General features: G+C 76.2%; 14 protein-coding genes, 1 tRNA gene and 1 other RNA gene. 8 read left to right on the top strand and 8 right to left on the bottom strand.

From position 1 onward, the window contains the following. The first annotated feature begins 42 nt into the window (after positions 1–42). Positions 43–765 (top strand): MerR family transcriptional regulator, encoded by a 723-nt coding sequence (locus IU369_RS04730; RefSeq protein WP_217923419.1) that lies wholly within the window; start codon positions 43–45, stop codon positions 763–765. A 40-nt stretch (positions 766–805) separates the two neighbouring features. Here the strand turns inward: IU369_RS04730 and rnpB are convergent. After that, positions 806–1,151, bottom strand: an RNA gene (gene rnpB / locus IU369_RS04725) — RNase P RNA component class A. Between the two features lie 26 nt (positions 1,152–1,177). Here rnpB and IU369_RS04720 point away from each other — a divergent pair. Further along, positions 1,178–2,068: an ABC transporter substrate-binding protein gene (locus IU369_RS04720; protein WP_217923418.1), complete on the top strand. Its 891-nt coding sequence runs from the start codon at positions 1,178–1,180 to the stop codon at positions 2,066–2,068. A 29-nt stretch (positions 2,069–2,097) separates the two neighbouring features. Beyond that, positions 2,098–2,655 carry a pyridoxamine 5'-phosphate oxidase family protein gene (locus IU369_RS04715; RefSeq protein WP_217923417.1) on the top strand — a complete coding sequence of 186 codons (558 nt, stop codon included), beginning with the start codon at positions 2,098–2,100 and terminating at the stop codon, positions 2,653–2,655. Here the strand turns inward: IU369_RS04715 and lexA are convergent. Continuing rightward, positions 2,652–3,260, bottom strand: coding sequence for a transcriptional repressor LexA (lexA, locus tag IU369_RS04710; RefSeq protein WP_217923416.1), 609 nt, complete (start codon positions 3,258–3,260; stop codon positions 2,652–2,654). The genes IU369_RS04715 and lexA overlap by 4 nt on opposite strands. Positions 3,261–3,389: 129 nt before the next feature. Between lexA and IU369_RS04705 the strand changes: the two genes are divergently transcribed. Both IU369_RS04705 and IU369_RS04700 read left to right on the top strand, forming a co-directional pair. After that, positions 3,390–3,475, top strand: a tRNA-Leu gene (locus tag IU369_RS04705). A 6-nt stretch (positions 3,476–3,481) separates the two neighbouring features. Next, complete coding sequence (locus IU369_RS04700; protein WP_217923415.1) at positions 3,482–4,543, top strand: dipeptidase; 1,062 nt, start codon at positions 3,482–3,484, stop codon at positions 4,541–4,543. A gap of 311 nt (positions 4,544–4,854) precedes the next feature. Here IU369_RS04700 and IU369_RS23540 read toward each other — a convergent pair whose 3' ends face one another. Next, positions 4,855–4,986: a hypothetical protein gene (locus IU369_RS23540; protein WP_281426210.1), complete on the bottom strand. Its 132-nt coding sequence runs from the start codon at positions 4,984–4,986 to the stop codon at positions 4,855–4,857. A 145-nt stretch (positions 4,987–5,131) separates the two neighbouring features. Between IU369_RS23540 and IU369_RS04695 the strand changes: the two genes are divergently transcribed. Beyond that, positions 5,132–5,299: a hypothetical protein gene (locus IU369_RS04695; protein WP_217923414.1), complete on the top strand. Its 168-nt coding sequence runs from the start codon at positions 5,132–5,134 to the stop codon at positions 5,297–5,299. Here IU369_RS04695 and nikE read toward each other — a convergent pair. The 5 genes from nikE to secG all read right to left on the bottom strand — a co-directional run bounded on the left by nikE (position 5,269) and on the right by secG (position 10,854). Beyond that, positions 5,269–6,849: a nickel ABC transporter ATP-binding protein NikE gene (nikE, locus tag IU369_RS04690; protein ID WP_217923413.1), complete on the bottom strand. Its 1,581-nt coding sequence runs from the start codon at positions 6,847–6,849 to the stop codon at positions 5,269–5,271. The genes IU369_RS04695 and nikE overlap by 31 nt on opposite strands. After that, positions 6,846–7,706: an ABC transporter permease gene (locus tag IU369_RS04685; RefSeq protein ID WP_217923412.1), complete on the bottom strand. Its 861-nt coding sequence runs from the start codon at positions 7,704–7,706 to the stop codon at positions 6,846–6,848. The genes nikE and IU369_RS04685 overlap by 4 nt, the downstream gene beginning before the upstream one ends. Further along, positions 7,703–8,833: an ABC transporter permease gene (locus tag IU369_RS04680; protein ID WP_217923411.1), complete on the bottom strand. Its 1,131-nt coding sequence runs from the start codon at positions 8,831–8,833 to the stop codon at positions 7,703–7,705. The genes IU369_RS04685 and IU369_RS04680 overlap by 4 nt, the downstream gene beginning before the upstream one ends. A gap of 34 nt (positions 8,834–8,867) precedes the next feature. Beyond that, positions 8,868–10,502 (bottom strand): peptide ABC transporter substrate-binding protein, encoded by a 1,635-nt coding sequence (locus IU369_RS04675; protein ID WP_217923410.1) that lies wholly within the window; start codon positions 10,500–10,502, stop codon positions 8,868–8,870. Between the two features lie 121 nt (positions 10,503–10,623). Continuing rightward, positions 10,624–10,854 carry a preprotein translocase subunit SecG gene (secG, locus tag IU369_RS04670; RefSeq protein WP_217923409.1) on the bottom strand — a complete coding sequence of 77 codons (231 nt, stop codon included), beginning with the start codon at positions 10,852–10,854 and terminating at the stop codon, positions 10,624–10,626. Between the two features lie 28 nt (positions 10,855–10,882). Between secG and IU369_RS04665 the strand changes: the two genes are divergently transcribed. Then, a complete protein-coding gene (locus IU369_RS04665; RefSeq protein WP_217923408.1) occupies positions 10,883–11,347 on the top strand; it encodes a PaaI family thioesterase in 465 nt (154 codons plus the stop codon). Further along, the gene (locus IU369_RS04660) at positions 11,344–11,550 is read left to right on the top strand and encodes a hypothetical protein (protein WP_217923407.1); all 207 of its coding nucleotides are present in this window, start codon (positions 11,344–11,346) and stop codon (positions 11,548–11,550) included. The genes IU369_RS04665 and IU369_RS04660 overlap by 4 nt, the downstream gene beginning before the upstream one ends. The last annotated feature ends 6 nt before the right edge of the window (positions 11,551–11,556 follow it).

Genomic DNA, 11,556 nt, shown 5'->3' with positions numbered 1-11,556 from the left:
GACGCGACGGCGGAGGCCGCGGAGTGACCTGCGTGACCCGGAATGACTGACGACGACGGCTGGCCGAGGGCCCGCACGGCGCGGGCCGACCGCGACCGCGGACCACGGACGTTGACGGCGAGCGAGGCCGCCGCGCTGCTCGGCGTGAGCGTCGCGACGGTGCGCGGCTGGGCCGACCAGGGGCGCCTCCCGTCCCACCGCACCGTCGGCGGGCACCGCCGCTTCGAGCTCGAGCAGCTCCGCGAGTGGCTCGCCGGACGCGGGGCGCCCGCCCCGGAGCCGCGGCGCCTGCGGCGCACCCCCCAGGACATCCCCGCCTGCCCCCTCCTCGCGCGGGAGCTGAACGCCCGCACCGAGTCGATCGTCGAGCGGGTGCTCGCCGGCTACGACGCCGAGGTGCCGACGCCGCTGCCTCCCCCGAGCGAGCCGGCCATCCGCCGCATCGCCATCCGCTTCATCCGGGTCCTCGCCGCGTCGCTGGAGACGGGCCGGCCGGGCGCGACCACCGGGCGCGCGGAGCTCGCGGGCCTGCGCGGCGGCCTGCAGGGCGCCCCCGGCACGCGGGTGATCGTGGAGCACACCCGCATCGCGGCCGCGGCGATGATGGAGGCGGAGTCGGCGCGGCGCGAGGGAGTGCCGATCGAGCGCCTCGCCATCCCCGCCCTCGCGTCCGCGGTCGACCACGCCCAGGCCGCGATCGCCCGCGGCTTCGAGCAGGCCCAGGTGCTCCGCGCGAGCCCGCAGGGGACGCCGCCCGCCCGCTGAACGGCCCCGGAAATGCCTGACGCCCACCGAGGTGGGCGTCAGGGACAGCAGGCCGTAAGCCGGATTCTGTCGTGGGCAGCCATCCATCTGGGACGACCCTCGCGGGACGCCTCATGCGGCCTACCTGGGACTGGGCGAGCAACCCGTGGCGTCCCGGTTTGGCCTTGCACCGGGTGGGGTTTACCGAGCCGGCCTGTCACCAGACCGCTGGTGCGCTCTTACCGCACCTTTTCACCGTTGCCGCCGACGCGGACGCCGATGGCTGTGTCTTTTCTGTGGCACTTTCCCTGGGGTTTCCCCCGCTGGCCGTTAACCAGCACCCTGCTCTGCGGTGTCCGGACTTTCCTCGAACCGCCGGAGCGGCCCGCGGCTGCCTGGCCTGCCCCCGGAGGGTAGCGCGTAGCCTGGGGTGGTGCGGATCGTGTCGCTGCTCCCCTCGGCCACCGAGATCCTGTTCGCCCTCGGCGCCGGCGACGACGTCGTCGGCGTCACCTTCGAGTGCGACCACCCGCCGGAGGCGCGCACCCGGCGGATCGTGTCGGGCAGCTCGCTGCCGGAGGGCCTGACCCCCGCGGGCATCGACGCGGCGGTCCGTGCGCGGGTCGCGGCGGGCGAGGACCTCAACCACCTCGACGCCGGGGCGCTGTCGGGGCTCGACGCCGACCTGGTCGTGACCCAGGACCTGTGCGCGGTGTGCGCCATCGACGCCGCCGACGTGCAGGAGGCGCTCCACCATCTCGGCGGCACGGGACGCGTCCTGACGCTCGCCCCGCACGACCTGCCGACGGTCATGGCGTCGATCGCCGAGATCGGCCGGGCCGTCGGCGCGGGCGACGCCGCCGACCGCCTGGTCGCGGAACTGACCGCCCGCCTCGACGCGGTCGCCGCCCGGGTCGCCGGGGCACCCCCGGTCGCGACGCTGCTCCTGGAGTGGACCGACCCCCCGTACGCGCCCGGCCACTGGATCCCCGGGATGGTGGAGCGCGCGGGCGGGCGGTGCGTCCTCGGGGTCCCCGGCGGCCGGTCGTCGCGGGTCACCTGGGAGGACGTGGCCGCCGCCGGCCCCGAGGTGGTGGTCTGCGCCCCCTGCGGCTTCGGCCTCGACGCGGCCGAGGGCGCGGGGAGGGACCTCCTCGCGCGCGACCTGCTGCCGCCGGACGCCCCGGTCTGGGCGGTCGACGCCGACGGCGCGTGGGCGCGCCCGGGGCCGCGGCTCGTGGACGGCGTCGAGGACCTCGCGGCGATCCTGCACCCCGACCGCCGGGGGACGCCCGACCCGGCGCGGGCGCGGCGCCTGCGGTAGCCGCGGGGACCGCGGTACCCTCACCCGTCATGGGCGCCGTCCACGAGGAGATCGACGACCGCCTCGCCGGGTTCCTCGCCGCGCAGCCGGTGTTCTTCGTCGGCACCGCCCCCGCGGGGCACGACGGCCACGTCAACGTCTCGCCGAAGGGGCTCGCCGGGTCGTTCGCCGTCCTGGGTCCCCGCGAGGTGGCCTACCTCGACCTCACCGGCAGCGGCGCCGAGACGATCGCCCACCTCCGCGAGAACGGGCGGGTGTGCCTCATGTTCTGCGCCTTCACCGGCCCGCCCCGCATCATCCGCCTCCACGGGACGGGGGTGGTCGTCATGCCGGGGGACGACGACTTCGACGACCTCGCCGGGAGGTTCACCACCCGGCCCGGGGTCCGGTCGGTCATCCGCGTCGCGGTCGCGCGGATCGCCGACTCCTGCGGCTACGCCGTCCCGCGCATGGACCTCGTCGCCGAGCGGACGCAGCTCGAGCGGTGGGCGGCGCGGAAGGGACCGGACGGCCTCGCCGCCTACCGGCGCACCCGCAACGCGCGGAGCATCGACGGCCTGCCGGCCCTCGACCCGCCCTCCGGCTAGAGCTTGCGGAGGACCCCGACGACGACGCCGGCGAGCGTCAGCTCGTCGGGGACGATCGGCTCGAACGCGTCGTTCTCCGGCATCAGGTGGACGCGGCCGTCGATGCGGCGGAGCCGCTTGACGGTGGCCTCCTCGCCGATCATGCCGACCACGATCTCGCCGTCGCGGGCGGTGTCCGCACGGCGGACGACGACGAGGTCGCCGTCGAGGATGCCGGCGTTCATCATCGACTCGCCGGTGACCCGCAGCATGAAGTCGCCCTCGAACGGGGTGGTGACCCAGTCCTCGACGTCCTCCTCCGCGAGGCGCGGGACGCCGGCGGCGACCGAGCCGACGAGCGGGAGGGCCGTCGGGTGCGGGGCGGCCGCGACGGGCGCGGGCGCCTCGACGGCGTCCTGGCAGACGAACATCGCGCGCGGCTTCGTCGGGTCGCGGCGGATGTGCCCGCCCGACTCCAGCTTCGCCAGGTGCGCGTGGACCGTGGACGGCGACGCGAGCCCCACGCCCAGGCCGATCTCGCGGACGGTGGGCGGGTAGCCCGTGTCCCGGCAGTGGCGCGAGATGAAGCTCAGGATCGCGCTCTGGCGTTCGGTCAACTCGTCCATGCCGGGGTTCCCCCTCCGGGATGCGAACAGGTGTTCCGTGACGCTACCAGAGGTTCGGCCCCACGTGAACCCGCGACGGGTGGCGTGCCTGGGCCGCCCCGCGCCCCGCTATACTCCCGCGGCCCTCGTGCGCCGGTGGCGGAATTGGTAGACGCGCAAGGTTGAGGGCCTTGTGACCCGTTCGGGTCGTGGAGGTTCAAGTCCTCTCCGGCGCACCTCAGATGGATCCCGACGCCCCCGTCCCGCACATGCGGAGCGGGGGCGTCGTCGTCTTCGACGGGCACAACGACACGCTGACCCGCGACGACGCCGACCGGTTCGCCGTGGGCCGCGCGGCTGGCGACCTCGACCTGCCGCGGGCCCGCGCCGGCGGCCTCGCCGGCGGCGTCTTCGCCATCTTCACGCCGTCCCCGGGCGGCGCGGCGGAGCTGGTGACCCACGGGGACGGCGGGTGGGAGGTCCCCCTCGCCGACGCGGTCGGCGCGTCGGTCGCCGCCCCGTACGCGACCGCCGCCGCCGGGCGCCTGCTGCGGTGGGAGCGCGACGGCCACGTGCGGGTCGCCCGGTCGGCCGCCGACCTCGACGCCGCCCGCGGCGGCGGGCCGATGGCCGCCGTGATGCACCTTGAGGGGGCGGAGGCGATCGACCCGGGGCTCGAGGCGCTCGACCTCTGGCACGCCGCGGGGCTCCGCTCCCTCGGGCCGGTGTGGAGCCGCCCGACCGCGTTCGGCCACGGGGTCCCGTTCGCGCACCCCCGCTCGCCGGACACCGGACCGGGGCTTACCGACGCGGGCCGGCGCCTCGTGTCGCGGTGCGCCGACCTCGGCATCGCCGTCGACGTCAGCCACCTGAACGCCGCGGGGGTGCGCGACGTCGCCGGGCTCGACCGCGCGCCGCTGGTCGCCTCGCACTCCGGGGCGCACGCCCTCGCCCCCACGTCGCGGAACCTCACCGACGCGCAGCTCGACCTGATCGGCGGCTCCGGCGGCATCGTCGGCATCCCCTTCGCGGTGGAGCTCCTGCGCGCCGACGGACGGGCCGACCCGGACACGCCCCTCGCGTGGGTCGTCGCCCACGCGCGTCACGTCGCCGACCGCATCGGCGTGGCCCACGTGGTCCTCGGCTCCGACTTCGACGGCGCCACGATGCCCGCCGGCCTGGACGCCGCCGCCCTGCCACGCCTGCTGGACGCCCTGCGGGACGGGGGCTTCGACGCCACCGAGGTGGCCGCCGTCGCGTGGGGCAACTGGCGGCGCGTGCTCGCGGCCTGCTGGGGCGGCTGAGCCGGGGGGACGACCCGGCCGGCCGGGGAGGGGGCCACGGGGCCCCGGTCGTCACATGGCGCTCAGCGCCAGCAGGAGCGCTGCCAGAGGACGAGCACACCGGCGAGGTAGTTCAGCGCGTGTCTCATGTCCCTCCTATCGGCCCGGGCGCGCCGGGGCGTGAGCGGGATGGGACACTTCCCGCCCGGGGGCGCGGATCCTGCCACCGCGGGCCCGCGGGGACACCGCCACGGGCGCTGCGCTCGCCGGGCGCAGGTCCCCGACGCGGTCCCTCCCGCCACGACCGGCGTCCGCCGGCCGGGCGCCGCCGTCTAGAAGATGCGGCCGATGATCTCGACGACCCAGGCCAGGAGGTACACCTGGAAGACGGCGCCGAGGTAGATCCCGACGGCGAGCGCCAGGACGAAGATCGCGCTCCCGACCCATTTCGCGGCGACGTTCATCGGCGGGAACCCTACCCATCGCCACGGCCGACGGGAAGGGCCGGACGCGCAAAAGGGCACCTGACCCCGTTGCGGGGGCGCGAGGTCCCGACCCGGCGCGCCTAGACTGCGCCCTCCCGCATCCCGATCGAGCGAGGACGAGGCGATGAGCGACACCACCGACGCGGCCGGGCAGTGCCGCGAGGTCCTGCTGGAGGCCATCCGCGCCCAGGTCTCCCTGGCCCCGAACGCGACGACCCTCCTGCGACTCGCCGAGGCGTATGCGTGGGTCGTCGAGCCCGGTCAGGCCCACGGCGCGAGCGAGAGCGCCTGAGCCGCCCCGGCCAGGGCGCGCGTCGCGGGGTGGACGGGGGCGGCCAGCAGGTCCGCGGGCGGCCCCTCCTCCACGATCCGCCCCTCGTGCATCACCGCGACCCGGTCCGCCACGGCGGCCACCGTCGCGAGGTCGTGTGAGATGAGCAGGTAGGCGAGCCCCCGCGCGTCGCGCAGGTCGCCGAGCAGGGCGATCATGCGGGCGCCGGTGGCGGCGTCGAGGGCCGACACGGGCTCGTCGAGGACGAGCGCCCGGGGCTCCAGCGCCAGCGCACGGGCGAGCGCGACCCGCTGCCGCTGGCCCCCCGAGAGCTCCGCGGGCCGCCGGACGGCGATGCCGGGGTCGAGCCCCACGTCCGCGAGGAGCGTCGCGACGCGTTCGCGGCGGTGGGCGCGGCGCGCCGCACGGGTGGCGCCCCCGAGGCCGTGGATCGCCATGGGCTCGGCGATCGTAGTGCCGACACTCAGCCTCGGGTCGAGGCTGAGGTAGGGGTCCTGGAACACCATCTGGACCGTGCGGCGCGCCCTGCGCAGCGCGTCGCCCCCCGCCGTCCCGAGGTCGACGCCCCCGACCTCCACGGCGCCCTCCGTCGGGGCGTCGAGCCGCACCAGCAGCCGCGCCAGCGTCGTCTTGCCGCTGCCCGAGGCGCCGACCAGGCCGACGATCTCCCCCTCCCCCACCACCAGATCGACCCCGTCGAGCGCCCGGACCGCCCCCCGCCGCCCCGCGAACGTCCGCGCGACCCCGCGGGCGGCGACGACCGGATCCGCGCCGGGCGCCGGCGGGCGCGGGGCGGCCCGGTGCCCCACCCCCCGCAGGGCCCGCGCCCGGGGGCCCGGGGCCCGGAGGACCTCCGCGGTGGTGCCGGTCTCCACGATCCGGCCGCCCTCCATCACGGCGATCCGGTCGGCGATCCGCGCGACGGCGGCCAGGTCGTGCGACACCAGCAGCACCGCGAGGTCGTCGTCGCGGCGGCGGCGGTCGATCAGGTCGAGCACCCCGAGCCGGACGGGGGCGTCCAGGGAGGCGGTCGGTTCGTCGGCGATCAGCACCCCCGGCCCCGGCCCGAGGGCCATCGCGATCAGCGCCCGCTGGCGTTGCCCCCCCGACAGCCGGTGCGGGTGGTCGTCGCGGTCGACCCCCATCTCCGCGAGCAGCGCGCGCGCCCGGGCCTCCGCCTCCCGCCGGGACAGGGGCGCGTGGGCGCGGAGCGTCTCGGCGAGCTGGTCGACGACGCGGCGGACCGGGTCGAGCGCCGCCGCCGGGTCCTGGGGGACGAACCCGATCCGCCCGCCGCGGACCTCCCGGAGCCCCGCGGCGGTCGTCGGGAGGGGGGTCCCGCCGACCTCGACGACCCCACCCGCCGCGTGCGCCGGCGGGGGGACGAGCGCGATCAGGGAGAGGGCGGTGAGGCTCTTGCCCGCGCCGCTCGGCCCGACGAGGGCGAGCACCTCGCCCGCGCGCAGCTCCAGGTCGACGCCGTCGATCAGGGCCTCCCCGCCGGGTCCCTCGACCCGCAGGCCGCGGGCCGCGAGGGCCGGCGGGCTCACCACGGCCGCACCCCCCGCACGACGCGGGCGCGCGGCTCGCCGGCGCGGCGCACCGCGTCGCCGACGAGGCCGACCGCGATCACCGTCACGATGATCATCAGGCCGGGGAACACCGTCAGCCACGGGCGTTCCTCGATCGTGTCGGGCGCGCCGATCATCAACCCGCCCCACGAGAGCGTCTTCTCCGGGTCGAGCCCGAGCGACAGGAACGACAGGGCGCTCTCGGAGAGGATCGCCGTCCCCACGGCGAGGGCCGCGAACGCCGCGATCTCGGGCGTGGCGGCCGGCAGCAGGTGGCGGCCGACGATGCGCGCGCCACCCGCCCCGGCGACCCGGGCCGCCGCGACGTACGGCAGCTCGGCGGTCCGCAGGGCCGATGCCCGCGCGAGCCGGAAGAGCGGGGGCCAGGACAGCAACGACAGGATCAGGACCACCTGCGGCACGCCGACGCTCTCGAACGTGAGGCTGAGCACGATGAGCACGACGAACGCGGGGACGATCAGGAACATGTCGGTGATCCGCGAGAGGGCGGCGTCGACCGGCCCCCGGAACCACCCCGCCGTCAGGCCGAGGCCCGCCCCCACGAGCGTCGCGACCGCCGCCGTCGCGAGGCCGATGACGAGCGACACCCGGCCGGCGACCAGCACGCGGGTGAGGACGTCCTGACCGAGGTCGGCCGTGCCGAACGGGTGCGCGGCGCTCGGCCCCTGGTTGCGCGCCCCGAGGTCGATCTCCCCGGGGCCGTAGGGCGACACGACCGGGCCGATCACGCACGCCAGGGCGACGAGGGCGAGCACGACCAGCCCCGCGACCCCGGCCGGGCCGAGGCGGGCCGCGATCCCCCGGAGGCGGGTCACCGGCGTCCCCGTCCGAGCGTGACCCGCGGGTCGAGGGCGGCCTGCAGCAGGTCGGCCAGCAGGGTCGCGACCACCATCACGACGGCGCCGATCATCACGATCGCCATCGCCACGTTGATGTCGCGCGCCTCGGCAGAGTCGCGCAGCAGCAGCCCCATCCCCGGCCAGGAGAACACCGACTCCGTCACCACGGCCCCGCTGAGGACCGCCCCAAGGTCGAGGGCGACGAGGGTGGCCATCGGCGTCAGGGAGTTGCGCAGCGCGTGCCCGAGCACGACGCGTCGCTCGGAGAGGCCGCGGGCCCGGGCCGCGGCGACGTGGTCCGAGTCGAGCTCGGCCAGCAGCGCCGCCCGCTGGAAGCGGCTCCACACCGCGACGTTGACCAGCGCCAGCGTCAGGACCGGCAGCACCAGGTGCTGCAGGTGGTCGAGCGAGAGGACGTCGCCCTCGTTCTCGAACGAGAACCGCTGCGACGTGTGGAGCACCGTGGTGCCGTCGCCGCCGAGGCGGTCCCAGAGCAGCACCGACACCACCGCGAGGGCCACGCCGCCGGCGAGGGCGACGCGGGACGCGGTCCCGCCGCGGCGGACCCGCGCGAGCGCGGCGAGGGCCACCACGGTCCCGGCGGCGAAGGGGATGACGGCCCACCCGTGGTCGCGCATCCACACCGCGCCGAGCTGCAGCAGCACGCCCGCGACGAACGTCGGGGTGGCGAAGCCGACGTAGGCGAGGCCGCTCAGCACGTGGTCCGCGGGCCGGCCGGCGCGCGTCGCCGACACCACCCCGAGGGCGACGCCGAGGACGGCGGAGACGACGAGCGCGAGCAGCATCAGCTCGAGCGTCGCCGGCAGCGCGTCGCGGACCGGCTCGATCGCGTTGACCCCGGAGTTGGTCGCGCTGACGCCCCAGTCGCCCTGCACGAACCCGCTCAGCCAGCGCCAGTACCCGACGTACCACGGCTCGTCGAGCCCCTGCTGCTCGATCAGCCGGCGGAGGTCCTCCTCCCGGACGGTCGGGATGCTCCGGAGGCGTGCGACCGGGTCGGCCGCCCGGGACAGCAGCAGGTAGGTGACGACGCTGACGACCCCGAGCAGGGGGATCGCCGTCAGCAGGCGGCGCCCGGCCACCGCGGCCACGGTCCTCACGGCCGCGGCCCCGCGCTCAGCCCAGCGACCACTCCCCGCTGTTCCAGAAGACCTCCGCCTGGCTGGGGTTCTGGCGCACCCCCCTCAGCCCCGACGCGTAGGCGACGGTGTTGGGCTGCTGGTAGAGCGGGATCAGGGGGACCCCCTCGGCGACGATCTCCTGCACGCGCTCCAGGCTCGCGGCGCGGGCGGCGTCGTCGACCTGGCGGTCCGAGAGGCGCATGAGCCGGTCGGCCTCGGGATCGCTCCACCGGTACACGTTCTGGCCGGCGAAGCCGTTCTCCTCCGAGGGGATCTGATCCGACGCGAGCTGGCCGGTGACGCTCGGGTCGACCGGGCCGCCGCTCGCGATCATGACGGCGGAGAAGTCGTCGGAGCCGAGGACCTGGCCGAACACGCGGTCCGACGACAGGGGCTGCGGCCGCACGCGGATGCCGGCCGCGGCCGCCTGCTCGGCGATCAGCCGGGCGGTCGACGTCCGCAGCTCGCCCTCCGAGGTGGTGACGAGGGGGATCTCGAGGGGGCGGCCGTCCTTGGCGAAGATGCCGTCGTCCCCGCGCTCCCAGCCCGCCTGCTCGAGCAGGGCGGCCGCGGCGGCGGGGTCGTGGTCGTAGCGCGCGAACGCCGGCGTGAAGCCGAGCTGGAACGGCCGGAGGATGCTCTGCAGCACCGGCGCCGAGTCCTCGAGGAGGACGTCCACGATCTGCTGGCGGTCGATCGCGTGGGCGAGCGCGCGGCGCACGAGGGGGTCGTCGAGCGGCGGCTGCGCGGTGTTGAGGATGATGTACTCGAAGAAGGACGAGGGGACCGCCTGGACCTCGACGCCGTCGACGCCGCGGGCGCGCCGGATCAGGGCGGGGTCGGGCGGCGGGCTGGCGAGCTGGGCCTCCCCCTGGCGCAGCGCGGTGAGCGCGGCGCCGGACGAGTCGAGGAAGTCGACGACAATCCGGTCGAGGAACGGCCCGCCGCCGGTGTCGTCGGCGCCCCACCAGTCCGGGTCGGCGGCGAGCACGGCCCGCACCCGCGGGCGGTAGCTCTCGAGGGTGAACGGCCCCGACCCGACGATGCCCCCGTCGCTCCAGGCCGTGTCGAAGTCCCTCCCCCGCAGGACGTGCTCGGGGAGGACGTAGTTCGCGCCGGAGACGCTGAAGACCTCGCGCCAGGGGGCGTAGTCGCCGTCGAAGGCGACCGTCACGCACGTCGCCGGCGCGCACGCGGCGCCCGTGGCCGTCCGCCCCGGGGTGACCGCGGTGATGCGGTCCCAGCCGGTGCGGCTCGCGACCTCGTTGTCCGGGTCGGTCATCGTCCGCCAGGTGAACGCCACGTCGGCGGCCGTCACGGGCCGCCCGTCGGACCACCGCGCCTCGGAGCGGATGCGGAAGGTGACCCGCAGCGGGCCCTCGACGAGGTCGTCCCCCGACGGGACGCTCTCGGCGAGCTGCGGCACGTAGGCGCCGGTCTCGTCGACGGTCAGCAGGTTCTGCAGCACGTTGGTCGCGATGCGCTGGCCCGTGACGGAGACCCCGTCGGCGAGCAGCACGTTCAGGTTGGCGGGGGCCTGGTCCTCGGCGACGACGAGGGTGCCGCCGCGGGCGGCCTCGGCGTCGTCGGAGCCGCCGCAGCCCGCCGCGACCAGCGCGATGGCGGCCACGACCGCCGCCGCCGCCCCTCTCACCCTCTCCCTGTCGCGCACATGCACCCCGCGCTCGCGAACGCCACTACCGACTTACGTTATTGCAGCGAACGCAGCCTTACGCCGTCCGGCCGGTCCCTCAGAGGGTCTTGGCCAGGAAGAACGTGGTGACGAAGAAGAGGATGGCCGAGGCCACCGTGACGCGGTCCAGGTTCTTCTCGACGATCGCCGTGGAGCCCCCGTAGGAGCTCGAGGAGCCGCCGACGCCGAAGGCGCCGGACAGGCCCGCGTCCTTCCCGCTGTGCAGCAGCACGAGGAAGATCAGCAGGACGGCGTTGAGCGAGTGGAGTACGACCAGGAAGGCGGTCACGGGCGGGACGGTAGCATGGCGTCCCCCCGTGGACGACCTCCCGCTCCTCAACCCGGCCGAGTTCCCGCACTGCTTCGTGTGCGGCCCGGAGAACCCCGACGGCCTGGGGCTGCGCATCCACCGCGACGGCACCGACGCGCTCGCCCGGTACACGCCGCGCGCCACCCACGTCGGCTACCCCGACCGCGTCCACGGCGGCCTGGTGGGCATGCTCGTGGACGAGATGCTCGTCTACGCCGGGGCCCCCCACGGCCTGTGGGGCATGACCGCGAAGGTGCGCTACTGGCTCCGGCGGCCCATCCCCCTGGGGGAGGAGCTCGAGCTGCGCGGTCGCCTGGTGCAGCGGAGCGACCGCGGGTACCGCGCGGTGGTGACCATCCACCTCCCCGGCGCCGTGCTGGCGGCCGAGGGCGAGGGGATGTGCGTGATCCGGCACCGGGACGACGACGGGGGGTCATCCCCCGCCGCGCCCGTGCCGATGTCGACGGGGTGACGGGACGCCGCCACGGCATGTCGCTCGACGACCGGCTGCGCCGCCTGGAGGCGGCCGCGCGGGCGCACGTGCGCGGCGAGCGGCTGGTGCTGCCCGAGGCCCGCTCGCCCGAGTGCGAGGTCTGCCGCACCCCCGACGTGCGCTGGGGGGCGCTCTGCGCGGCGTGCCGCGACCGCCTGTCGTCGGGTCGCGACGGCGGGTAGCCTCCC

Source organism: Miltoncostaea oceani (genome assembly GCF_018141545.1).
Lineage (GTDB): Bacteria > Actinomycetota > Thermoleophilia > Miltoncostaeales > Miltoncostaeaceae > Miltoncostaea > Miltoncostaea oceani.
Note: the sequence above shows the minus strand (reverse complement) of the source record. Positions and strands in the feature narration are given on the sequence as shown.

Excerpts from the sequence above, each read along its gene's own strand:
- IU369_RS04695 (WP_217923414.1), top strand. The coding sequence starts at position 5,132 with ATGAGCGACACCACCGACGCGGCCGGGCAGTGCCGCGAGGTCCTGCTG.
- IU369_RS04730 (WP_217923419.1), top strand. The coding sequence starts at position 43 with ATGACTGACGACGACGGCTGGCCGAGGGCCCGCACGGCGCGGGCCGAC.
- IU369_RS04700 (WP_217923415.1), top strand. The coding sequence starts at position 3,482 with ATGGATCCCGACGCCCCCGTCCCGCACATGCGGAGCGGGGGCGTCGTC.
- lexA (WP_217923416.1), bottom strand. The coding sequence starts at position 3,260 with ATGGACGAGTTGACCGAACGCCAGAGCGCGATCCTGAGCTTCATCTCG.
- IU369_RS04715 (WP_217923417.1), top strand. The coding sequence starts at position 2,098 with ATGGGCGCCGTCCACGAGGAGATCGACGACCGCCTCGCCGGGTTCCTC.
- IU369_RS23540 (WP_281426210.1), bottom strand. The coding sequence starts at position 4,986 with ATGAACGTCGCCGCGAAATGGGTCGGGAGCGCGATCTTCGTCCTGGCG.